The sequence below is a fragment of the Geodermatophilus obscurus genome, assembly GCF_900115395.1.
GTDB lineage: Bacteria > Actinomycetota > Actinomycetes > Mycobacteriales > Geodermatophilaceae > Geodermatophilus > Geodermatophilus obscurus_B.
On sequence record NZ_FOWE01000001.1, the window covers coordinates 30,113 to 50,692 of the forward strand.

Genomic DNA, 20,580 nt, shown 5'->3' on the forward strand with positions numbered 1-20,580 from the left:
CGCTTCCGCTGGGCGGGACCCGAGTGGGGGACGCCGTACCGCGCACCTACCGTCGGTCGACCGTGCTGACCACCTCGCCGCGGAGGTCCCCATGAGCACCACGCCCACGCGCCCGACGACGTCCGGGACGGCGGCCGGCGCCGTCGGCTGGGTGGCCCCGCTGTGCTGGGTCGCGGTCCTGCTCGACGGCTTCGACCTCGTGGTCGTCGGCACCGTCCTCCCCACGCTCAGGGAGCCGGGGGAGTACGCGCTGTCCGGCACCGGCGCCACCGCCGTCGTGACCATCGGCCTCGTCGGGATGATGGTCGGGGCACTGACGATCGGCACGCTCACCGACGTCGTCGGCCGCCGCAAGGCCCTCATCGGCGCGGTGGCGGCCTTCTCGCTGCTCACCCTGCTGTGCGCGTTCGCGCCGAACGCGACCGTGTTCGGGGTGCTGCGCTTCCTGGCGGGGGTGGGCCTGGGCGGCTGCCTGCCCACCGCGATCGCCATGGTCAACGAGTTCACCGGCGCCGGCCGCAGCGGCCGCGCCACCACGACGATGATGACCGGCTACCACGTGGGCGCCGTCGCGACCGCCGCCCTGGCGATCGTGGTGATCCCGTCGCTGGGCTGGCGGTGGATGTTCGTCATCGGTGCGGCCCCGGCGCTGGTCCTGGTGCCGCTGATGGTGGCCCGGCTGCCGGAGTCGGCGTCCTGGCTGCTGGCCGCCGGTCGCCGGGCCGAGGCCGAGGACGTGGCCCGCCGGTACGGGCTGGAGCCGGAGGACACCGCGGCTCCGGCCCCGGCCGGTGCGAGCGCGGGGGCGGCGGCGACGGTCCGGTCGCTGTTCACCGGGGGGTACGCGCGCAACACCCTGGCCATCGGGGTCACGTCGTTCATGGGCCTGCTGCTGGTCTACGGCCTGAACAACTGGCTGCCCACGATCATGCGCGAGGCCGGCTACGACCTCGGCGACTCGCTGGCCTTCCTGCTGGTCCTCAACGTCGGGGCGATCGTCGGGCTGCTGGTCGCCGGGACCGTGGCCGACCGCATCGGCGCCCGCACCGCGGGGATGATCTGGTTCGCCTCCGGCGCGGTCTTCCTCGCCCTGCTGTCGGTCGAGCTGCCCACCGCCGGCCTGTACCTCATGTGCTTCCTGACCGGCTGCTTCGTCTTCTCCGCGCAGGTGCTCGTCTACGCGTTCACGAGCGCCAACAACCCGCCGCACGCGCGGGCCACCGCGCTGGGCTGGTCGGCGGGGGCGGGGCGGATCGGCGCCATCGTCGGCCCGGTGATCACCGGCGCCCTGGTGACGGCGGGGATCGCCTACCCGTGGGGCTTCTACCTGTTCGCCGTCGTCGGGGTGCTCGGCGCGCTGGCCTTCGCCGTGGTGCGCGCGCGGCGGCCGGTGGCCGCCGGCCGGTGACCGGTTACTCGCCGGAGCGGCGGTCCTGCTCGGCGAGGAAGCGCTCGAACTCCGCGCCGATCTCGTCGCCGGTGGGCACCTCGCCGACGCTGCCGAGCAGGTCGTTGCTCTCGCGGGCGGCGGTGAACTGGTCGTACTGCTGCTCCAGCGCCGCCACGACCGCGGTGTTGTCGGCCGACCGCGCGATCTGCTCGTCGACCTCGGTGCGGTGCTCCTGGGCGGCCTCGCGCAGCGTCTCGACGGGCAGCACCAGGCCGGTCAGCCGGCCGACGTGCTCGAGCAGCGTCAGCGTCGCCGCCGGGTAGGTGGCCTGGGCCAGGTAGTGCGGCACGTGCGCGGCCACGCCCAGGGCGTCGACGCCGGCCTCGCCGAGCCGCAGCTCCAGCAGGGCCGGGGCACTCCCGGGGATGCGCAGGTCGCCCCAGTAGACGGGGTAGGACTCGATGAGGGCCCGGCGCGTGGCGTGCGCGGTGACCGTCACCGGCCGGGTGTGCGGCACCGGCATCGGGATGGCCTGCACCGCCACGACCGAGGTGACGCCGAGGCGCTCGACGAGGCCGGCGACGGCGGCGACGAACGCCTCCCACCGGTAGTCGGGCTCGGGCCCGGTCAGCAGCAGGAACGGCTCGCCGGCGTCGTCCTCCAGCGCCGACAGCACGATCTCCGGCGCGTCGAAGGACTCGTACCGGTCACCGGCGAACGACATCCGCGGCCGCCGGGCCCGGTAGTCGACCAGCAGGTCGGCGTCCAGGCGCGCGATGGTGCGGTGCGGCAGCGCGCCCAGCAGGTGGGCGCCGGCCAGGGCGACCGAGGAGGCGGCGTCGAAGTCGCCGCCCAGGGCGTGCACCAGCACCAGGCCGCGCCGGTCGCCGGGGCTGCGCACCTGCGCCTCGGCGGCGAGGAACGGCTCGGCCTCGGGGAGCAGCTCGACGAGCTCCTCCGGTCGCTGCGGCACGGGGTACCTCCTGCGGGACGACGTCGCCAGGGACAGCGACGGCGGGCCCGCGCGCATTCCCGCGTGGTCAGCCCCCGGCGGTCCCCGGCGCCTGCTCCCGGGTGAGGACGGCGCCGTCGTCGTCGCCGGAGACCCGCGTCTGCGTGCCGTCGTCGGCGACCTCGGGATGGCGGCCGTCGAACGCGTCGCGCGTGTACCGGTAGACCACGGCGATGAGCGCGGCCACCGGCACCCCGAGGAAGGCGCCGACGATGCCGAAGAGGCTGCTGCCCGCGGTGACGGCGAGGATGACCACCGCGGCGTGCAGGTTGAACCCGCGGCCCTGGATGATCGGCTGCAGCACGTTGCCCTCGATCTGCTGCACGAGCAGGACGACCCCGAAGATCGCCAGGGCGACGTAGGGCCCCTCGTCGACCAGGGCGATGAGCACGGCGAACGCGCCGGCGACGAAGGCGCCGATGATCGGGATGAACGCGCCGAAGAAGGTCAGCACCGCGAGCGGGATGACCAGCGGCACGTCGAAGATCCACAGGCCGATGCCGATGAAGAGGGCGTCGATGAAGCCGACGAACGCCTGCTGCTTGATGAACTCCGACAGCGTGGACCAGGTCTTCTGCGACAGCGCGGCCACGTGCGGCGCCGCCTTCGGGCCGGTCTGCGCGGTCAGCCACGGCACCCAGCGCGGCCCGTCCTTGATGAAGAAGAACGCCAGCAGCAGCGCCAGGACCAGGTTGAGGAGCCCGTTGCCGACGGCGGAGGCGCCGGTCGCGGCGTAGCCGGCGATGTTCGAGGCGTTGGACTGGACCGAGTCGATCGCCTGGTCGACGTACTGGCCGATCTGCTCCTGGTCGATGTTGAACGGCGGCCCCTGGAGCCACTGCTGGATCTGCTCCAGCCCGCTCGTGGCCTGGTCGGCGAGGTCGGTCACCTGGTCGGCCACCTGGGGTGCGATGGCCGCGATCAGCCCGCCGATGAGACCGAGGAACGCCAGCAGCACGACCGCCGCGGCCAGCGCGGGGGGCCAGCGGTGCTTCCGCAGGAACCGGGTGGGCGGCCAGAGCACGGTGGCGAACAGCAGGCCGAGCACGATCGGCAGGAGGATCACCCACAGCCTGCCCAGCACCCAGAAGACGACGACGAGGGCCGCGCTGATGAGCAGCAGCTGCGCCGAGGCGACGGCCAGGGTGCTGAAGGCCGACATCGCGCGCCGGCCCCGCTCCCAGCCCGGCGTCGGGGCGACCGTCGCCTCGTGGTCGGCCGCCCGCGGGTCGCCGCGTCCGCCCTCGCCGGAGAGGTCCGGCGCCGGACCGGTGACGGAGCCCGTGCCGGAGCCCGTGCCGGAGCCCGTGCCGGAGCCCGTGCCGGACCTCGTGGTCCGCGGACGCTCCGTCGCCGCGGCGGCGCCCGCGGACGGCGGCGCGTCCGGACGTCCGGGAAGGCGGAACCTCATGGTTCCCATCGCACCACGGATCACTGGCGACCACCGGTCGGGCGGACGGCGGGACGCCGGGTCGGCGGCCTCCTGACCGGGTAGGGGGCGCGTGCCGGGGACCCCGCCCCGGCCCGTCCCGAGAGGTCCACCATGTCCGAGGTCCCGCAGCCGGTCACCGACAACAGCGTCAAGGTCCGGCAGCTGTCGCACTACCAGTTCAGCTGGATCGCCGGGGAGCCCGGCCAGCCCGGCACCTACACCCTGCAGCTGGTCCTCGACCAGGGCGCGTGGGAGGAGATCCTCACCCTCGACCCCGACGACGCCGACAACCTGCAGGACCTGCTCACCGCCACCGAGACCGTGCACTACGACATCGACCGGCGGGTGCTGATGTTCGGGGTCAAGAAAACCGGCAGCTGACCGTCCGGCCGTCCAGTGGCACGGCCCCGGCGCCCGGCGGACGGAGGCGCCGCTAGCGTCGGGGCCGTGCCCAGGACCGCGAGAGCCGACCGCGTCGACCGTGCCGCCCTGCTCGACTTCCTCCGCCCGCGCCACCGGGCGGTGCTCCTCACCCGGCGCCGCGAGGGCGTGCAGCTGTCCCCGGTGACCTTCGGGGTGGACGGTGAGGGGCGGGTCGTCGTCTCCACCTATCCCCAGCGGGCGAAGGCCCGCAACGCCCGCCGCGACCCGGCGGTCTCGCTGTGCGTCCTGTCGGAGGACTTCGACGACCCCTGGGTGCAGGTGGACGGGTGTGCGGAGGTGCTCGACCTGCCCGAGGCGCTCGAGCCGCTGGTGGAGTACTTCCGGTCGATCAGCGGGGAGCACCCCGACTGGGCGGAGTACCGCGCGGCGATGGTCCGCCAGGGTAAGGCGCTGCTGCGGATCACGATCGAGGCGTGGGGCCCGGTGGCCACCGGCGGCTTCCCGCCGGAGCTCGCCGGGGACTGAGCGGCGCGCCCGGCAAGCCCAGGAGCTTGCCGGGGACGGCCGGGGCGACGACGCTGCCCGCGTGCCCCTGGCCCTCGCCTGTGCCCCGCTGACCGCGGCCGCCGGCGGGTCGGACCCGGGAACCGCCGGCGGGCCACCGGCCGCCCTCGGGCCCGGCGCCCGCCCCCTCGGCGAGGGCTGGTCGGCCGGCGCCGGGGACGCGGCCACCGCCGTCGACACCGTCGCGCGGCTGGTGCGCGCCGGCGGCTGGCGGATCGGCGTGGGCGCCGGGCCCGGGGACGACGACGGGCCGGTCGCGCTGGCCGCGCGCCGGGCGCTGGGGGCGGCCGCCCGCCGTCCCGCCCGCCTGGCCGTGCGCGGCGCCGACGCGGAGGCCGCGGCCGACGCGCAGGCCGTGCTCACCGCCCTCGCGGTGCTGCTCGCCCGCCGCAGCGCCGCGGCGTGGGCGGCCGTCGACCTGGTCGCCGCGGGCGGCACGCGGTCCGCGGCCGCCGCGGTGCTCGGCGTCTCCCGGCAGGCGGTGGGGCAGCGGCTGGCCGCCGGCGGCTGGGACCTGGAGTGCGAGCTGCGGCCCACGGCCGCGCGACTGCTCGCCCGGGCGGCGGGCCGGGACCCGGCCGGGCGACACCCCGCGCCGCCCGGCGGTCCGGTCGGCGAGGATGATCCGTCCGGAACGTCCCCGCCAGGAGGTCCTGCGTGAACGAGCCCGTGCACCCGCAGCGCAACGTCGAGCTCCTCGGCGTCTACGTCAACGACCACCTGGCCGCGGCCACCGGTGGCATCGAGCTGGTCGGCCGCATGCTGGGGGTCCACCGGGGCTCGCGGTGGGAACCGCCGCTCGAACAGCTGCTCACCGAGCTGCGCGACGAGCGGGCGGCCCTGCTGCGGGTCACCCGGGCGGTCGGCATCCCGGTGCGGCAGTACAAGCAGCTCGGCGTCTGGCTGGCGGAGAAGGTCAGCCGTGCCAAGCTCAACGGCCGCCTGCTGTCGCGCTCGCCGCTGTCGGACCTGGTCGAGTTCGAGTTCCTCGCCTCGGCCGTCCGGGGCAAGCGCAGCGGGTTCGAGACCCTGCGGATCGTCGCCGAGGTCGACCAGCGCCTCGACCGCGCCGAGCTCGACCGCCTCATCGACCAGGCGCACCGGCAGTACGAGTGGCTCACCGAGGCCCGGCGCGAGGTGGCCGCCGAGGTGTTCGGCGGCCGCCCGGCCGCGGCCGGGGAGGCCGTCGCCGACTGACCCCGGACGGCGCCCGCCCGCCGTCCCGGCCGGTGCGACACCCGTCGTCGGCCGGCCCGGCGGGCGGTGTGTGCCGTGACACGCTGGGCACCCCACGGGGGGCGCTGGACGGGGAAGGGGGCTCCATGGCCACGCAGCACCACGTGCCCGGCCCGGGGCAGGAGCGGGCGCGCACTGGGAGCACCCGGCTGGCGCCGGCCGACGAGGAGGCCGTCATCGCGGCCGCGCTCGACGGCACGGAGCCGGGCGCCGACCCGGCCCGGCCGGGTGACGGGCCGACCCCGGGCCTCGCCGTCGACGTGCCCGGCGCCGCCTCGGAGCCGGAGCCGGCCGGGGCGCCGACGGCGGCCGCACCGGCGTCGGGCGTGCTGCCGCGCTGGCTGGTGATGCTCGTCGGCGCCGCGGCCGCGACCATCGCCGTCGCCGGGGTGCGGGAGATCGCGTGGCTGATCGCGCCGGTGATGCTCGCGCTGGTCGTCGTCGTCGCGCTCATGCCGGTGCAGCGCTGGCTGCTGCGCCACGGGGTGCCCCGCTGGGCCGCGGCCACCGTCCTGCTGCTGCTGGTGTGGAGCGTGCTGCTGGGCCTGGGCTCGCTGCTGGTCGTGGCCATCGCGCAGTTCGCCGTCCTGCTGCCCGACTACGCGCCGGAGTTCGCGGTCCTCCTCGACGACACGGTGCGGCGGCTCGACGAGGCCGGACTGTCCTCGACGCAGATCCAGGAGCTGGTCGACCGGTTCGACTACGGCCAGCTGGTGGGCCTGGCCACCGGCCTGCTCACCCGGGTCACCGACACCGCCACCACGCTCGTGCTGCTGCTGTCGGCGATGGTCTTCCTCGCCATCGAGTCCGGCGGGTTCGGCCGGCGGCTCGCGCTGGTGGCCGAGGAGCGGCCGCACCTGCCCATCGCCCTGGGGCTGTTCGCCCGCGGCACCCGCTCCTACCTGCTGGTCAGCACGGTGTTCGGCGCGATCGTCGCGGTGGGCGACACGATCGCGCTGGCCGTCCTCGAGGTCCCGCTGCCGGTGCTGTGGGGGCTGCTGTCGTTCATCACCAACTACGTCCCGAACATCGGGTTCGTCCTCGGCGTCATCCCGCCGGCCCTGCTCGCCCTGCTCGACGGCGGCTGGACGGAGTTCTGGGTCGTCCTGGGCGTCTACGCGCTGCTCAACTTCGTGGTGCAGACGCTGATCCAGCCCCGCTTCGTCGGCGACTCGGTCGGCCTGTCGATGACGGTCACCTTCCTCGCGCTGCTCTTCTGGGGCTGGGTCCTCGGCGCGCTGGGCGCCCTGCTGGCCATCCCGCTCACACTGCTGGTCAAGGCGCTGCTGGTCGACGTCGACCCGCGCGGGCACTGGCTCGACGCCCTGCTGAGGGAGGAGCCCCGGGCCGCGCGGACCAGCCGCGCCCGCCAGCGCGCCCAGGCCCGGCGGGCGGCGCTGGCCTCGGTCCGGACGCTGCACCCGCACTGGCCGTCCCGCCGCGGACACCCGGACTGACCTGCGCGGACGCCCTCCCGCAGGGAATGTCGGACCCCAGGAGGACGTTGATCAGTAGTCGGGCGAGGTGCCCGGCAGCACCCCCTGAGGAGGACCCCGTGAAGGGCGATCGTGTCGAGATCGTGATCGATGCCGGCGGCACCACCCGCACCTACGAGATCGAGGCCACCCGAGCCGGGCGGCGGGTCGACGTCACCCACGGCCGCGGCCTGGTGGAGGTCACCGAGACCACCCGCGGCGGCACGCCGGTGCGCACCGCGCGGTTCATGTCCGGGCGGGTGCTCGCGCTCGTCGAGCACCCCGCGTCCCGGTTCGTCCTCGACGACGACGAGCCGGTGACGCCGCTGCGGCGCAGCGCCTAGTCGAAGGACCCCGGTGCCCCCCTCGCCTCGCTCCGCTCGGCGCGGGGCCCTGCACCGGGGCCGCAGTGGCTGAGCTGGTCGTGATGGTCGGGTTGCAGGGCGCGGGCAAGTCCACGTGGGTCCGCGAGCACCTCGCGGACACCCACGCGGTCGTGAGCAAGGACCACTGGCCGCGGGCCCGCCGGCGCGAGGCCCGGCAGCAGCGCGTGGTCGCCGAGCACCTGGCGGCCGGGCGCAGCGTCGTCGTCGACAACACCAACCCCTCGCCGGGGGAGCGGGCCGCCCTGCTGGCCGCGGGCCGCGCCGCCGGCGTCCCGGTGCGCGCCGTCTGGGTGGACACCCCGCTGGGCACCTGCCTGGCCTGCAACGACGCCCGCGAGGAGCGGGCGCGGGTGCCGCTCGTCGGCGTGTTCGCCACCCGGGCCCGCCTGGTGCCGCCCTCGACGGCGGAGGGCTTCGACCGGGTCGACGTCGTCCGCGCCGGGGGACCGCGGCCGGCCGGCTGAGGAGCGGCCCCGGGCGAGGCCGCGTGCGGGCCGGGGGAGCGGTGCGGTAGGACTTGCAGGCCCGTCCGCCCGACCTGCTCTCCGACCCGCCGCCCCAGGAGGTCCACCCCCGTGCTGGCCAGCATCGGTTACGCCGTCGCCTACACCGCCGTCGGCCTCGTGCTGCTGGCCGTCGGCTACCTCGTCCTCGACCTGCTCACGCCCGGCCACCTGGGCCGGCACATCTACGAGGACCGCTCGGTGAGCGCGGGGATCGTGCTGGCGGCCGGGTTCCTGGCCCAGGGGGCGATCATCTTCACGACCATCTGGACCAACGCCGACGCCGGCTTCGGCGACGCGCTGCTCTACACCGTCGTGTTCGGCCTGCTGGGGGTCCTCCTGCAGGCGCTGGCCTTCCTCGGCCTCGACCTGATCACCCCGGGCAGGCTCGGCCACCTCGTCACCGAGGTCGCCTTCCACCCCGCCAGCCTGGTCAGCGCCGCCGCGCAGCTGTCGGTCGCCGCGATCATCATCGCCTCGATCTGGCCCTGATCCCGGGTCGGCGGGCCTCCGGCCGGGGTCCCGTGCGCCCGACGTAACCTGTCCGGCGCAGCGCGGGCTCCCCCCGGGGACACACCGGCGGGCAGCCCCCACCCGGACGGCCGGCACCGACGCCGCCGCCACCAGCGAGAGGATCTGCAATGAGCGAGGCAACCCCCCGCGTCGCCGTCGTCACCGGCGCCGCCCGCGGCATCGGTGCCGCGACGGCCAAGCGGCTGGCCGCCGACGGCTTCGCCGTGGCCGTGCTCGACCTCGACGAGGCGACCACCAAGGACACCGTGCAGGAGATCGAGGCCGCCGGTGGCCGGGCGCTGGGCGTCGGGGCCGACGTCAGCGACGCCGAGCAGGTGCAGGCCGCCGTCGACCGGATCGCCGCCGAGCTCGGCGCTCCCGTCGTGCTGGTGAACAACGCCGGCGTCACCCGCGACAACATGCTGTTCAAGATGACCGAGGTCGACTGGGACATGGTCATGAACGTGCACCTGCGCGGCTCGTTCCTCATGACCCGCGCCTGCCAGAAGTACATGGTCGACGGCAAGTGGGGCCGCGTCGTCAACCTCTCGAGCGTCTCGGCGCTGGGCAACCGCGGGCAGGCCAACTACGCCACCGCCAAGGCCGGCCTGCAGGGCTTCACCAAGACCCTCGCCATCGAGCTGGGCAAGTTCGGCGTCACCGCCAACGCCATCGCCCCCGGCTTCATCCAGACCGAGATGACCAAGGCCACCGCCGAGCGCATGGGCGTCCCCTTCGAGGACTTCGTCAAGGCCGCCGCCTCGCAGATCCCGGTCGCGCGGGTCGGGCAGCCCGAGGACATCGCCCACCTGGTGTCGTTCTTCGTCAGCGAGGGCGCCGGCTTCGTCTCCGGCCAGGTCGTCTACGCCGCGGGCGGCCCGCGCGCCTAGCGGCTGCTGCAGGGACCTGCCGCGTGCCGGTGAGTCCTTCCCCACGCCGGCCGGCGGGCACAGCGCCCCGCCGGCCGGCGTTGCACCTGCCGTGACCGCACCACTGCGCCTCGTCGTCCTCGGTGACTCGATCGCGTACGGCTCCGGCGCTGCCCGCGCCGAGGACGCCCTCGGCCCGCGCCTGGCCCGGGAGCTGCGCGGCGCCGGCATCGACACCGAGCTGACCGTGCTCGCCGTCCCCGGCGCCGTCTCCGGTGACCTCGCCGCGCAGGTCCGCCGCGCCGCTCCGCTGTCCGCCGACCTCGCCGTCGTCGTGGTCGGCGCCAACGACCTCGCCCGCTTCGTCCCGGTCGAGTCCGCCACCGGCGCGCTCGGCGCCGCCGTGACCGACCTGCGCGCCGGCGGCACCGACGTCGTCGTGGTCCCGGCGCCGGACATGTCCAGCATCCCGTTCGTCCCGCCGGTCCTGCGCCCCGCGGTCCGGGCCGCGTGCACGCTGCTGCAGCAGCGCCAGGCCGCCGTCGCGCGGGCGCACGGCGCCGTCGTCGCGCCGGTGGCCGCCGAGGTGAGCCGCGCCTTCGGCGCCGACCCGGCGCTGTTCTCCGCCGACCGGTTCCACCCGTCGTCGGCCGGCTACGCCCGCATCGCCGCCGCACTGGCCCCGACGGTGCTGGCCGCGGCCCGCGACCGCCGGGACCGGTCCGCCGCGTGAGGCGTCACATCTCCCGGTAGCGCTTCGCCGCCGCGAGGGCCTCGGTGAGCCGGCCGGCGTCGAGGTCGACGACGTAGCCGGGGGTGTCGCGCTGGAAGCGCCAGCCCTCGGACAGCGGTCCCGCGTCGACGACGTCGAAGCCGAGCCCGTCGATGAACGGGGCCACCGTCTCCTTGGCCGACGCGTCGTCACCGGCGATCGCCAGCGCCCGCCGGTCCGGCGTCCCGGCGGGGTCCGGCGGGCGGTGATGTCCGCGGCGAGGACGTGGTTGAACGCCTTGACCACGCGCGAGGTGGGCAGGTGCGCCTGGAGCAGCTCCGACGTCGTGGTCGACTCGTCGTCGAGCTCGGGGATCCGCCCGTCCCGCTCCGGGTAGTAGTTGTCCGCGTCGATGACGATCTTGCCGGCCAGCGGCCCGACGGGCACGTCGGCGACGGCCTTCAGGGGCACCGCCACCGCGACCAGGTCGCCGGCGGCGGCGGCGTCGGCGGGGGTCGCCGCCCGCACCGAGCCGAGCCGCGACGGGCGGGCCGTGATCGCTTCCACCAGGTCGGTGAGCGTCTCCGGGCCGCGGGAGTTGGACAGCACGACGTCGTGACCGGCGTCCGTGGCCGCCTGCGCGAGCGCCGTGCCGATGTTGCCGGCACCGATGATGCCGGGAGTGGTCATGTCCGGCGCCAACGCGCAGCCCGCCCGCTCATTCCCCAGGTGGGGTATGGGAAGCGATCCGCACGTCCGGGGCGCCGGGACGTGCGGATCGCTTCCTATGCCTCGTCGAGGGCGTCGGCGAGCAGCTGCGCGAGGTGCCGGCCGGGCCGGTCGGCCAGCGAGTCCAGCTGCGTGCGACAGGAGAACCCGTCGGCCAGGACGACGGCGTCCGGCCCCGCCTCCCGGACCGCGGGCAGCAGCTGCTGCTCGGCGATCGCCACCGACACCTCGTGGTGGCCGCGCTCCACACCCCAGTTGCCGGCCAGCCCGCAGCAGCCGCCGAGCCGGGTCACCGTGGCACCGGCCCGCCGCAGCAGCCGCTCGTCGGCCGCCCACCCCATCACCGCGTGGTGGTGGCAGTGCGGCTGGGCGACCACCTCCACCCCGGCCAGGGACGGCGGCGACCACCCCTCCGTGGCGGTGAGCAGCTCGGCCAGCGTGCGGGTGCCCGCGGCCACGCGGACGGCGGCCGGGTCGTCGAGCAGCTCGAGGGCGTCGCTGCGGAGCGCCGCGGTGCACGAGGGCTCCACGCCGACGAGCGGGATGCCGGCGTCGACCAGCGGCGCGAGCCGGGCGACCGTGGAGCCGAGGACGCGGCGGGCGGTGTCGAGCTGTCCGGTGGTGGTCCAGGTCAGGCCGCAGCAGGTGTCGGCGGCGGGCACCTGCACCGTGTAGCCGGCTGCCTCGAGCACCCGCACCGCCGCGTGCGCCACCTCCGGGGCGAAGTGGTCGGTGAAGGAGTCCACCCACAGCGCCACCGGCGCGCCGCCACCGGGCCGCGGCGTCCACTCCTGCCGGAAGGTGCGCCGGGCGAACGCCGGCAGGTCGCGCCGCTGGTCGACGCCTGCGGTCCAGCGGGCCAGCCGCCCGCCCAGCCGTGACGACGTCAGCGCGTTGACCAGCCGCGGCGCCCGGGCGGCGACGTCGGCCCACATCGGCAGCCGGCCCAGCACGTAGTGCGAGCGCGGGCGCAGCCGCCGCCGGTAGCTCTGGTGCAGCACCTCGGACTTGTAGCTGGCCATGTCCACACCGGTCGGGCAGTCCCGCGAGCAGCCCTTGCACGACAGGCACAGGTCCAGCGCCGCGTGCACCTCCGGGGAGCGCCAGTCGCGCACCGGCCCACCGGGGGCGAGCATCTCCTGCAGCACCCGGGCGCGGCCGCGGGTGGTGTCCTTCTCCTCCCGGGTGGCCGGCCACGACGGGCACATGACCGCCACCCCCGAGGGCTCGGCCCGGCACTTGCCCACGCCGGTGCAGCGGTGGACGGCGTTGGACAGGTCGCCGCCGTCGTGCCGGTAGGCCAGCGCCAGGCCCTCCCGGCGGCGGGACGCGGTGGCCACGCGGACGTCGTCGTCGAGGCGGGCCGGGCGCACCAGTACCCCGGGGTTGAGCACGTCGGCGGGGTCGAACAGGCCCTTGACCTGGGCGAAGAGGTCGAGCGCGGCGGGGGAGTACATGCTGCCGAGCAGCTCGCTGCGGGCCCGGCCGTCGCCGTGCTCACCCGACACCGAGCCCCCGTAGCGCGCCACCAGCCGCGCGGCGTCCTCCACGAACGACCGGTAGGCGGCGCGGCCGCGGTCGGGCTCGCGCCCGAACGGGAAGTCGATGCGCACGTGCACGCAGCCGTCGCCGAAGTGCCCGTAGGGGACCCCCTGCAGGCCGTGCTGCACCAGCAGCGCCTCGAACTCGCGCAGGTAGGCGCCCAGCGACGTCACCGGGACGGCGGCGTCCTCCCAGCCGGCGTGCGCGGGCCGGCCGTCGGAGGTGCGCGCGGCCAGCCCGGCGCCGTCCTCCCGGATCCGCCAGATGGCCGCCGCGTGCGCCACGTCGGTGACCACGAGGGTGTCCAGCGCGCCGGCGTCGGCGACCACGGCCGCGCCCTTGGCCTGCACCTCGGCGACGGTGTCGCCGGTCAGCTCCACGATCAGCCAGCCCGCCCCCTCCGGGAGGTCCGGGACGACGGCGGCCGGCACGTCGCGCAACCGCTGCACGATCCGCTCGTCGAGCCCCTCGACGGCGGTCGGCCCGTGCCGCAGCAGCCCCGGGGTCGCGTCGGCGGCGTCGGCCATCGAGGGGTAGCCGAGCACCACCAGGCCGCGGAAGGGCGCGTCGGCGACCAGCCGCACGGTGGCCCCGAGCACCACGGCGAGCGTGCCCTCGCTGCCGACCAGCGCGCGGGCGAGGTCGAAGCCGTGCTCGGGCAGCAGGTGCTCGAGCGAGTAGCCCGACACCTGGCGGCCGAAGCGGCCGAGCTCGGTGCGGATGGTCGCCAGCTCGCGGGCCACCAGGGCGCGCAGGTCGTCGAGCGCGGGCGGCGGCGCGCCGTCGCCCAGCCGCAGCCGCTCCCCGGTGCCGGTGACGACGTCGAGCCCGACGACGTTGTCCGACGTGCGCCCGTAGCCCAGCGCGCGGGACCCGCAGGCGTTGTTGCCGATCATGCCGCCGACCGTGCAGCGGTTGCTGGTGCTCGGGTCGGGGCCGAAGCGCAGCCCGTGCGGCCGGGCGGCGGTCTGCAGCGCGGCCTGCACGACGCCGGGGTCGACGACCGCCGTCCGGGCCTCGGCGTCGATCGCGTGCACCCGGGTCAGGTGCCGGCTGGTGTCGACGACGACTCCGGTGCCGACCGCGTTGCCGGCGATCGAGGTGCCCGCCCCCCGCATGGTCAGCGGGACGCCGAGCTCCCGGCACACCTCCAGGGCGGCGACCATCTCGTCGGCGGCGCGCGGCCGCACGACGGCGCGCGGGAGCACCCGGTACAGCGACCCGTCCGAGGAGTACAGCGCCCGGGCCAGGCCGGAGTCGTCGACGTCGGCGATCCCGGCCCGGCGCAGGGCGGCGGCGATCTCGGCGGTGTCCTGCGTGCTCCGGGTGTCGACGGTGCTCACGCCGTCAGTGTCCCCGGTGCCGCCGGACCGCGGGGCGGCACCGGGGGAGTGGCTCAGCTCTCGCCGGGCGGCTCGTCCTGCCCGGACTCCTCCGCCTCGTCGGCCTCCTCCTTGGTGTGGTGCACCGCGCCGTCGGCGTGCTCCGGCGGGCCGTAGACGGTGTAGAGGACCAGCGGGTTGGGCCCGGTGTTGAGGAAGTTGTGCTCGGTCCCGGCCGGGACCACGACCAGGTCGCCCTGCGCCACCTTCTTCGTCGCCCCGCCGACCTTCGCCTCCCCGACCCCGCTGACGAAGGTCAGGATCTGGTCGATGTCCTCGTGGACCTCCTCGCCGATCTCCCCGTCCGGCGGGATGGTCATGACGACGAGCTGCGTGTTCTGCCCGGTCCACAGGACCCGGCGGAAGTCCGGGCTCTCCTCGGCGACGGTCGCGATCGTGAAGTGGATGACGGACGCCATCGACGCGCACCTCCTGAGTCCTCGCGGCACCCGTGCGGTGCCCTCTGGCCGTCCTCTGCCCGCGCCCCGCGCAGACCATGCGCGCCGGGCGCCGGCCCTGCTACCGTCACGACACGTCGGTTCGGTATTCCAACTGACAGTCGCCGATCCCGGGGGTCCCCGATGTCCCGCTCCGTCCGGTCCCGTGCCGCCGCTCCCGTCCCGGCGACCGCCGAGCAGACGCGGACGCTGGCCGTCGTCGCCACGAGCACCCTGGTCGTGCTCGCCGCCTTCGTCACCCCGCTGGCCACCACGGTCGCCACCGCGCGGGAGCTGGGCACCGGTGCCGGCGGGCAGGCCTGGCTGCTGTCGGCGATGAGCGTCGGCCTGGCCGCAGCGCTGCTGGTCACCGGGGCGGCCGCCGACGACGTGGGCCGTCGCCGCGTGTTCACCGCCGGGCTGGTCCTGCTGGCCGCCGGCGCGGCCGTCACGGCGGCCGCGGGCGGCACCGGCGTCTTCGTCGCCGGGCGCCTGGTCGAGGGCGTGGGCGGTGCGGCGGTGCTCGCCTGCTCGCTCGGCCTCGTCGCCCAGGTCTTCCCGCTGGGCCCGGCGCGGGCGCGGGCGGCGGCGGTGTGGGGCGCGGCGATCGGCGCGGGCACCGGCGTGGGCGGGCTGGCCGCGGTCGTCCTCGACGGCGACACCGGCTGGCGGGCCACGCACGCGGCCACCGCCGTCGTCGCGGTCGGGCTCGCCGTCACCGCGCGCCTGCTGCTGCCGGGCACCCGGGGCACGGGCGCGCCGCGGGTCGACGTCGCCGGGCCGGTGCTGCTGGTCTCCGCCGTGACCTGCCTGCTCGTGGGCCTGGTCGCCCCCCGCTCGGGCGCCGGCACCGCGACGACGGTGGCCCTGCTCGGCGCCGGTGCGCTGCTGGCCGTCGCGTTCGTCGTCGCCGAGGCCCGGGTGGCCGCCCCGATGGTCGACCTCGCGCTGTTCCGCGTGCGCGGGTTCGACGCCGCGCTGGTCGGCGCCCTGGCCACCGGGGCCGCCACGGTCGGGCTGATGTCCTTCCTCGCCACCGTCCTGCAGCGCGCCCTGGGCGAGACGCTGCTCGCCACCACGGTGCTCGTGCTGGTCTGGTCCGCGGTGGCGACGGCGACGTCGGTCGGGCTGCGCCGGCTCTCCGGCGTGGACGGGCGGCTGCTCCTGGCCGCCGGCCTGGGGGTCTCCGCGGGCGGCCTCGCCGCGCTGGCGGCCCTCGACGCGGACGGCTCCGGCCTGCGGCTGCTGCCGGGGCTGGTCGTCCTCGGGGTCGGCTACGGCGTCGTCAACGCCGCGCTCGGCCGGGAGGCGGTCGCGCACGTGCCGCCGGAGCGGGCCGGGATGGGCAGCGGCGCCAACAACACCGCCCGCTACCTCGGTGCCGCCGTCGGCGTCACCCTCGTCGTCCTGCTGGTCACCGCCGGCGCGCCGGCGGGCACCGCGGCCGGCCTGGTGGCCGGGTGGGACGCCGCCGCCCTCGCCGCCGCCGGGGTCAGCGCGGCGGGCGCGGTGGCGGTGCTGGCACTGCGACCGGCGCGCCGCTGACCGACGCGCTCGCCACCTCCGCCTCCGCCAGCGCGTCCGCCGGCGGGGCCGGGGCGGCGCGCAGCCGGAGCATCCCCACGGTGACGAGGAGCGCGCCCGCCCCGGCCGCGGTGGCCGCGACCGTGAGCACCGACAGGGCGCCGGTGGCGGCCAGCACGCCGACGACCGTCGTCTCGACCAGCACCGTCCCCCACACCGCGACCGCGGCGACCCGGTCGGCCGCGGCGATGCCGTTGTAGAGGAGCAGCTGGGCCAGCGCCAGCAGGGTCCCGGTCGCGGCGAACACCCAGGTCCACCCGCCCAGGTGCTCCCCGTAGGCGGCGCCGCCGACCAGGGGCAGCGCGGCCGCGCCCAGCACCGCGGTGCCGAGGACCAGCAGCCCGCCGACCCCCGCGACGACCGCCAGCGCGGAGGGCAGCGCCCGGCGCCGTCCGGCCGGGTCGGCGAGCCGCGGCAGGACCACCACCCCGACGCCCTGCGGCAGCCAGTACGCGACCTTCGCGAACACCGCCCCGACGGCGTACTCGCCGGCCAGCGCGGCCGGCAGGTGGTGACGGGCGAGCAGCAGGTCGAGGTTGACCAGCAGCACCAGGCCGAGCAGCGCACCCGACGCCCGTAGCGCCGACCGCGCCGGGCCGCGCAGGCCACGGGACACCCCCGGGCGCCCGCAGCCGGCCCACGACACCAGCGCCCCCAGCGCGCACCCGGCGGCCATGCCGGCCAGCGCCGCGGCCGGGGTCCCGCCGACCAGCAGGCCGGTCACCGCACCGCCGGCCTTGAGGACGCCGAACGCCGCGACCACCACCGCGAGGCGGCCGTAGCGCCCGGTGCCCTGCAGGATCCCGTCGTAGGCGCCCACCAGCGTGTGCGGCACGAGGACGGCCACCATCCACACGGCGGGCGTGAGGTCGGGCAGCCGCAGCAGCGCGGCCACCGGCACCAGCACCGCCAGGCCGGCCAGCCCGGCGACGGCCGCGGTGACCAGCGCCGTGGCGTGCAGCTGCCGCGCGGCCTCGCCGACGGTGCCCGTGCGGCGACCGCCGAGGTCGAGGGCGGCGGCGGTCTGCAGGCCCGTGGCCGGCACGACCCCCACGAGCAGGACGCCGAGCAGCGCGGCGAGCTCGCCGTAGGACGCCGGCGTGAGGACCCGCGCGGCTAGGACCGTGACCACGTAGGACAGCGCGCTCACGACCAGGAGCGCCCCGGACAGGACGGCGGCCGGGACCGCGCGCACGGCGGGTGCGGCTCCCTCCTCCGGGTGCCGCGGGCGGGAGGCCGTCACGCCGCCGACCTACCCTGCGGGGACCCCGGTGCGGGGACCGGCAGGGAGGGGGACGCGTGACGGGGCCGCTGCAGCGCTCCCTCGACGCGGCGACGGCGCCCGACCGCTCCCCGTGGCCGGCCCGCGTGCTGGCACTGGCCGCCGCCGTCGTGGTGACCGGACCGGCCCTCGGTCCGGGGCACGTGAACCTCCTCGACATGGTCTCCGTCCCCCGCCAGGACCTCGACCTCGACGCGCTCGGGCTCGGCAGCTCGCTGCCGCGGGCGGTCCCCCTCGACGGCGCGACGGCACTGGCCACCGCGGTCGTGCCCGGGGACCTGGTGCAGAAGGCGGTCCTGCTGCTCACCGTCGCGGCCGCGGTGCTCGGCGCCGCCCGGCTGGTGCCGCCGGACGCCGGCGGGCGCCGGGGGCTCGCCGGCGCGGTCGCCGGGCTGACCTACGGCTGGAGCCCCTACCTGGCCGAGCGGCTGCTCCTCGGCCACTGGGGAGTGCTGCTGGGCTGGGCGGCCCTGCCCTGGATCGTGCGCGCCGGCCTGCGGGTGCGCGCCGGGGAGCCGCGGTCCTGGGCCCGGCTGGTGCTCGCCGCCGCACCGGCCGCGCTCACCCCGACCGGCAGCCTGCTCGCCGCCGGCGCGGTCCTCGCCGGCACCGGCCTGCGCCGCGCGCCCCGGGCGCTGGCCGCCGTGGCGCTGCTGTCGGCGCCGTGGGGGGTCGCCGGGCTGCTCAGCCCCGCCGCAGCCACCTCCGACCCCGACGGCGTGGCCGCCTTCGCCGCGCGCGGCGAGAACTGGTCCGGCGCCGTCGGAGCGCTGCTGGGCACCGGCGGCGTCTGGAATGCCGGCGCCGTGCCCGACAGCCGTACCTCCGCGCTCGTCCCGCTGGTCACCGCCCTGCTGCTCGGGCTGGCCGTCGCGGGCTGGGCCGCCCGCCCGGTGCGCGCCGGCGCCGGCGCCCGGCTGCTCGTGCTCGGCGCCGCCGGGCTGCTGCTCGCCGCGGCGGGGGCGCTGCCGGGCACGTCGGCGCTGCTGGAGGCCGCCGTCTCGGGCGTCCCCGGCGCCGGCCTGCTGCGCGACGGGCAGAAGTGGATCGCCTGGCTGGCCCTGCCGCTGGCCGTCGGCGCCGGGCTCGGGGCCCGGCGCGCCGTCGCCGCCGTCGGCACCGTGCTGCCGCGTCCGGCGGCGCTCGCCGTCGGCGGCCTGGCGCTGGTGCTCCCGCTGGTGGCCGTCCCGGACCTCGCCTGGGGCGTCGGCGGCCGGCTGCAGCCGGCACCCTGGCCGGCCGACTGGCAGACCGTCCGCGACGTCCTCGCCGACGACGACGCCGACGACGACGCCCCGGGCGACGTGCTCGTGCTGCCCGCCGGCACCTACCGCGCCTTCGCCTGGAACGACGGGCGGACGCAGCTGGACCCGGCCGCGCGCTGGCTGACCCGGCCGGTGGTCTCCGACGACACGCTGGTCGTCGGTGGCGTCGCGGTCCGCGGCGAGGACGCCCGCGCGGCGGAGGCGCTCGCCGCCGCCGGCGACCCGGCCCGGCTGGCCCGGCTGGGGGTGGGCTGGGTGCTGGTCGAGCGCGGCACCCCCGGTCCCGGGGTGCCCCCGGCGGTGGCTGCGCTGCCGGTCGTCGTCGACGGCCCCGACCTGCGGCTGCACCGTGTGCCGGGCGCCGTCGAGGGGCCCCGTCCCGGCGCCGGCCGGGCCGCGGCGGTCGTGCTCGCTCACGGGGCCGCGCTGGGGGCGGTGGCGGGGGCCGCGTTGTGGATCACCGTGTCCGCGTCTACGGTTGCGCTCCGTCGCCGTCCCTCGGGGAAAGAAGTCGCCGCGTGAAGACCCTCCTGGCCATCCTGCTGTCCCTCGGTGCCGGTGCCGGTGCCGGTGTCGCCGTCGTCGCGGGCGTCTCCGCCGTGGTGGACACCGACAGCTCCGCCGTCGAGCAGAGCGACCAGTCGTCGGTCGACGTCCTGGAGTACGGCGACCGCGGCTGACCCGCCGGTGCCGGCGTCCGCGCGAGCGGACGCCAGCACCCCGCCCCAGGCCCGCACGCTCGAGTCCCAGTCCAGGCCGGCGGCGTGCCGGGCCGCGGCCACACCCATCGCCGTCCGCGTCACGCCGTCCGCCAGCAGGCGCTCCACCGCCGCCGTGAACCCGTCGAGGTCGTCGACGAGGAGCCCCGTGCGGCCGTCGAGCACCGACTCGTTGAGACCCCCGGCCGACCGGTAGCCCACGGTCGGCGTCCGGTGCGCGCCGGCCTCGGTGACGACGATGCCCCAGCCCTCCTTGACCGACGGGCACAGGTGCACCCAGGCCGCGGCGAGCTGCCCGTGCTTGGCGTCCTCGTCGAGGAAGCCGTGGAACTCCACCCGGTCGGCGACGCCCAGCCGCTCGGCCTCGGCGCGCAGCCGCTCGTCCCACCAGCCCTCGCCGACCACCGCCAGGGTGAGGTCGGGCCAGCGCTCCTCCAGCCGCGCGAGCACCTCGAGCGCGTGCTCGACCCGCTTGTGCGGCACCAGCCGGCCCAGCACCACCAGGCGTGGGGCGGCCGAGCGGCGGACCGCCACCCGCGGCGCCGGCTCGATCCCGTTGGGGACGACCGTCACCCGCGACGGCGCCACCCCCAGGCCGGCCAGCTCGGTGCGGGTGGCGCCCGACACCGTGACGTAACGGCAGTGCCGGTAGACCCACGGCGCCAGCCGCGACTCCAGCCACCAGCCGACCGCGCCGCCGAGCCGGCCGAAGACGATCGGCCACTGCTCGCGGTGCACGTGGTGGACGAGGACCACCACCGGCGCGCGCGTCACCAGCGGACTGCAGAAGGGCAGGCCGTTCTGCACGTCGACGACCAGGCGCGGGCGGCGTCGCAGCACGTGCAGCAGCGCTCGGGGGTAGACACCCAGCCGGCCGCCGCGGCGGACCACCCGGACCCCCTGGACGACCTCCTCCGCGGGTGCGTCGCCGTGGGCGGCGCAGAAGACCTCGACCTCGAGACCGGCGGCCGCCAGGCCCTCCGCGACGCGGTGCACGTACCGTTCCGACCCGCCCCCCTCCGGGTGGCTGAGGTCACGCCAGTTGACGAACAGGACGTCGACCGGGGCTCGTCGACGGCGGGAGACCTGAGTCACCCGCGGCACGATACAGACGGGTACCAACCATTTCGTAATCACCATTCGGGTGAGGAGGAGGCGCGCGTG

Annotated in this window: 20 protein-coding genes and 1 pseudogene; 13 read left to right on the forward strand and 8 right to left on the reverse strand. The window is 76.8% G+C overall.

Features of this window, described 5'->3' with window-relative positions; genetic code table 11:
- Nucleotides 1–91: 91 nt before the first annotated feature.
- Nucleotides 92–1,408 (forward strand): MFS transporter, encoded by a 1,317-nt coding sequence (locus BM165_RS00170; RefSeq protein WP_075011525.1) that lies wholly within the window; start codon nucleotides 92–94, stop codon nucleotides 1,406–1,408.
- A gap of 4 nt (nucleotides 1,409–1,412) precedes the next feature.
- Here BM165_RS00170 and BM165_RS00175 read toward each other — a convergent pair whose 3' ends face one another.
- Both BM165_RS00175 and BM165_RS00180 read right to left on the reverse strand, forming a co-directional pair.
- Nucleotides 1,413–2,363 (reverse strand): proteasome assembly chaperone family protein, encoded by a 951-nt coding sequence (locus BM165_RS00175; protein WP_208976585.1) that lies wholly within the window; start codon nucleotides 2,361–2,363, stop codon nucleotides 1,413–1,415.
- 67 nt (nucleotides 2,364–2,430) lie between these two features.
- On the reverse strand, nucleotides 2,431–3,813 hold the full coding sequence (locus BM165_RS00180; protein WP_244273938.1) for an AI-2E family transporter: 1,383 nt from the start codon (nucleotides 3,811–3,813) through the stop codon (nucleotides 2,431–2,433).
- A 132-nt stretch (nucleotides 3,814–3,945) separates the two neighbouring features.
- Between BM165_RS00180 and BM165_RS00185 the strand changes: the two genes are divergently transcribed.
- From BM165_RS00185 to BM165_RS00230, 10 genes are all read left to right on the forward strand, one after another.
- Nucleotides 3,946–4,215 (forward strand): hypothetical protein, encoded by a 270-nt coding sequence (locus BM165_RS00185; RefSeq protein WP_075011526.1) that lies wholly within the window; start codon nucleotides 3,946–3,948, stop codon nucleotides 4,213–4,215.
- A gap of 66 nt (nucleotides 4,216–4,281) precedes the next feature.
- On the forward strand, nucleotides 4,282–4,743 hold the full coding sequence (locus BM165_RS00190; RefSeq protein ID WP_075011527.1) for a PPOX class F420-dependent oxidoreductase: 462 nt from the start codon (nucleotides 4,282–4,284) through the stop codon (nucleotides 4,741–4,743).
- Between the two features lie 61 nt (nucleotides 4,744–4,804).
- Nucleotides 4,805–5,443, forward strand: coding sequence for a hypothetical protein (locus BM165_RS00195; RefSeq protein WP_075011528.1), 639 nt, complete (start codon nucleotides 4,805–4,807; stop codon nucleotides 5,441–5,443).
- Nucleotides 5,440–5,979: a hypothetical protein gene (locus BM165_RS00200; RefSeq protein ID WP_075011529.1), complete on the forward strand. Its 540-nt coding sequence runs from the start codon at nucleotides 5,440–5,442 to the stop codon at nucleotides 5,977–5,979. Before BM165_RS00195 ends, BM165_RS00200 begins: the two co-directional genes overlap by 4 nt.
- A gap of 125 nt (nucleotides 5,980–6,104) precedes the next feature.
- Nucleotides 6,105–7,475, forward strand: coding sequence for an AI-2E family transporter (locus tag BM165_RS00205; protein WP_208976586.1), 1,371 nt, complete (start codon nucleotides 6,105–6,107; stop codon nucleotides 7,473–7,475).
- 98 nt (nucleotides 7,476–7,573) lie between these two features.
- Entirely contained in the window at nucleotides 7,574–7,837 is a 264-nt protein-coding gene (locus tag BM165_RS00210; RefSeq protein WP_075011530.1) for a hypothetical protein, read from the forward strand.
- Nucleotides 7,838–7,902: 65 nt separating this feature from the next.
- On the forward strand, nucleotides 7,903–8,343 hold the full coding sequence (locus tag BM165_RS00215; protein ID WP_244273939.1) for an ATP-binding protein: 441 nt from the start codon (nucleotides 7,903–7,905) through the stop codon (nucleotides 8,341–8,343).
- Between the two features lie 111 nt (nucleotides 8,344–8,454).
- Nucleotides 8,455–8,874 carry a DUF350 domain-containing protein gene (locus tag BM165_RS00220; RefSeq protein WP_075011531.1) on the forward strand — a complete coding sequence of 140 codons (420 nt, stop codon included), beginning with the start codon at nucleotides 8,455–8,457 and terminating at the stop codon, nucleotides 8,872–8,874.
- A 149-nt stretch (nucleotides 8,875–9,023) separates the two neighbouring features.
- A complete protein-coding gene (gene fabG, locus BM165_RS00225) occupies nucleotides 9,024–9,785 on the forward strand; it encodes a 3-oxoacyl-ACP reductase FabG (protein ID WP_075011532.1) in 762 nt (253 codons plus the stop codon).
- A 91-nt stretch (nucleotides 9,786–9,876) separates the two neighbouring features.
- Nucleotides 9,877–10,497 carry an SGNH/GDSL hydrolase family protein gene (locus BM165_RS00230; RefSeq protein ID WP_075011533.1) on the forward strand — a complete coding sequence of 207 codons (621 nt, stop codon included), beginning with the start codon at nucleotides 9,877–9,879 and terminating at the stop codon, nucleotides 10,495–10,497.
- A 4-nt stretch (nucleotides 10,498–10,501) separates the two neighbouring features.
- Here BM165_RS00230 and BM165_RS25365 read toward each other — a convergent pair whose 3' ends face one another.
- From BM165_RS25365 to BM165_RS00245, 4 genes and pseudogenes are all read right to left on the reverse strand, one after another.
- Nucleotides 10,502–10,663 carry a hypothetical protein gene (locus BM165_RS25365; RefSeq protein WP_244273940.1) on the reverse strand — a complete coding sequence of 54 codons (162 nt, stop codon included), beginning with the start codon at nucleotides 10,661–10,663 and terminating at the stop codon, nucleotides 10,502–10,504.
- A 272-nt stretch (nucleotides 10,664–10,935) separates the two neighbouring features.
- Nucleotides 10,936–11,166, reverse strand: a pseudogene (locus BM165_RS25370) (NAD(P)-binding domain-containing protein); the annotation flags it as partial.
- Nucleotides 11,167–11,261: 95 nt separating this feature from the next.
- Nucleotides 11,262–14,090 carry an FAD-binding and (Fe-S)-binding domain-containing protein gene (locus BM165_RS00240; RefSeq protein WP_075011534.1) on the reverse strand — a complete coding sequence of 943 codons (2,829 nt, stop codon included), beginning with the start codon at nucleotides 14,088–14,090 and terminating at the stop codon, nucleotides 11,262–11,264.
- A gap of 53 nt (nucleotides 14,091–14,143) precedes the next feature.
- A complete protein-coding gene (locus BM165_RS00245) occupies nucleotides 14,144–14,548 on the reverse strand; it encodes a cupin domain-containing protein (protein ID WP_075011535.1) in 405 nt (134 codons plus the stop codon).
- A 162-nt stretch (nucleotides 14,549–14,710) separates the two neighbouring features.
- Here BM165_RS00245 and BM165_RS00250 point away from each other — a divergent pair, with 162 nt between their 5' ends.
- Nucleotides 14,711–16,111, forward strand: a complete 1,401-nt coding sequence (locus BM165_RS00250) for an MFS transporter (protein ID WP_075011536.1) — start codon at nucleotides 14,711–14,713, stop codon at nucleotides 16,109–16,111.
- Here the strand turns inward: BM165_RS00250 and BM165_RS00255 are convergent.
- Nucleotides 16,059–17,393, reverse strand: a complete 1,335-nt coding sequence (locus BM165_RS00255) for a lipopolysaccharide biosynthesis protein (protein WP_143107957.1) — start codon at nucleotides 17,391–17,393, stop codon at nucleotides 16,059–16,061. The two genes, BM165_RS00250 and BM165_RS00255, sit on opposite strands and share 53 nt — an antisense overlap.
- A 56-nt stretch (nucleotides 17,394–17,449) precedes the next feature.
- Here BM165_RS00255 and BM165_RS00260 point away from each other — a divergent pair, with 56 nt between their 5' ends.
- Entirely contained in the window at nucleotides 17,450–19,219 is a 1,770-nt protein-coding gene (locus BM165_RS00260; RefSeq protein ID WP_208976587.1) for an MmpA family trehalose lipid delivery protein, read from the forward strand.
- On the opposite strand, the gene BM165_RS00265 is transcribed toward BM165_RS00260, so the two are convergent.
- Nucleotides 19,111–20,511, reverse strand: a complete 1,401-nt coding sequence (locus BM165_RS00265) for a glycosyltransferase family 4 protein (protein ID WP_208976588.1) — start codon at nucleotides 20,509–20,511, stop codon at nucleotides 19,111–19,113. The genes BM165_RS00260 and BM165_RS00265 overlap by 109 nt on opposite strands.
- Nucleotides 20,512–20,580 lie beyond the last annotated feature (69 nt).

Coding starts and splice junctions, on each gene's coding strand:
- BM165_RS00250 (WP_075011536.1), top strand. CDS start 14,711: ATGTCCCGCTCCGTCCGGTCCCGTGCCGCCGCTCCCGTCCCGGCGACC.
- BM165_RS00245 (WP_075011535.1), bottom strand. CDS start 14,548: ATGGCGTCCGTCATCCACTTCACGATCGCGACCGTCGCCGAGGAGAGC.
- BM165_RS00180 (WP_244273938.1), bottom strand. CDS start 3,813: ATGAGGTTCCGCCTTCCCGGACGTCCGGACGCGCCGCCGTCCGCGGGC.
- BM165_RS00170 (WP_075011525.1), top strand. CDS start 92: ATGAGCACCACGCCCACGCGCCCGACGACGTCCGGGACGGCGGCCGGC.
- BM165_RS00185 (WP_075011526.1), top strand. CDS start 3,946: ATGTCCGAGGTCCCGCAGCCGGTCACCGACAACAGCGTCAAGGTCCGG.
- fabG (WP_075011532.1), top strand. CDS start 9,024: ATGAGCGAGGCAACCCCCCGCGTCGCCGTCGTCACCGGCGCCGCCCGC.
- BM165_RS00205 (WP_208976586.1), top strand. CDS start 6,105: ATGGCCACGCAGCACCACGTGCCCGGCCCGGGGCAGGAGCGGGCGCGC.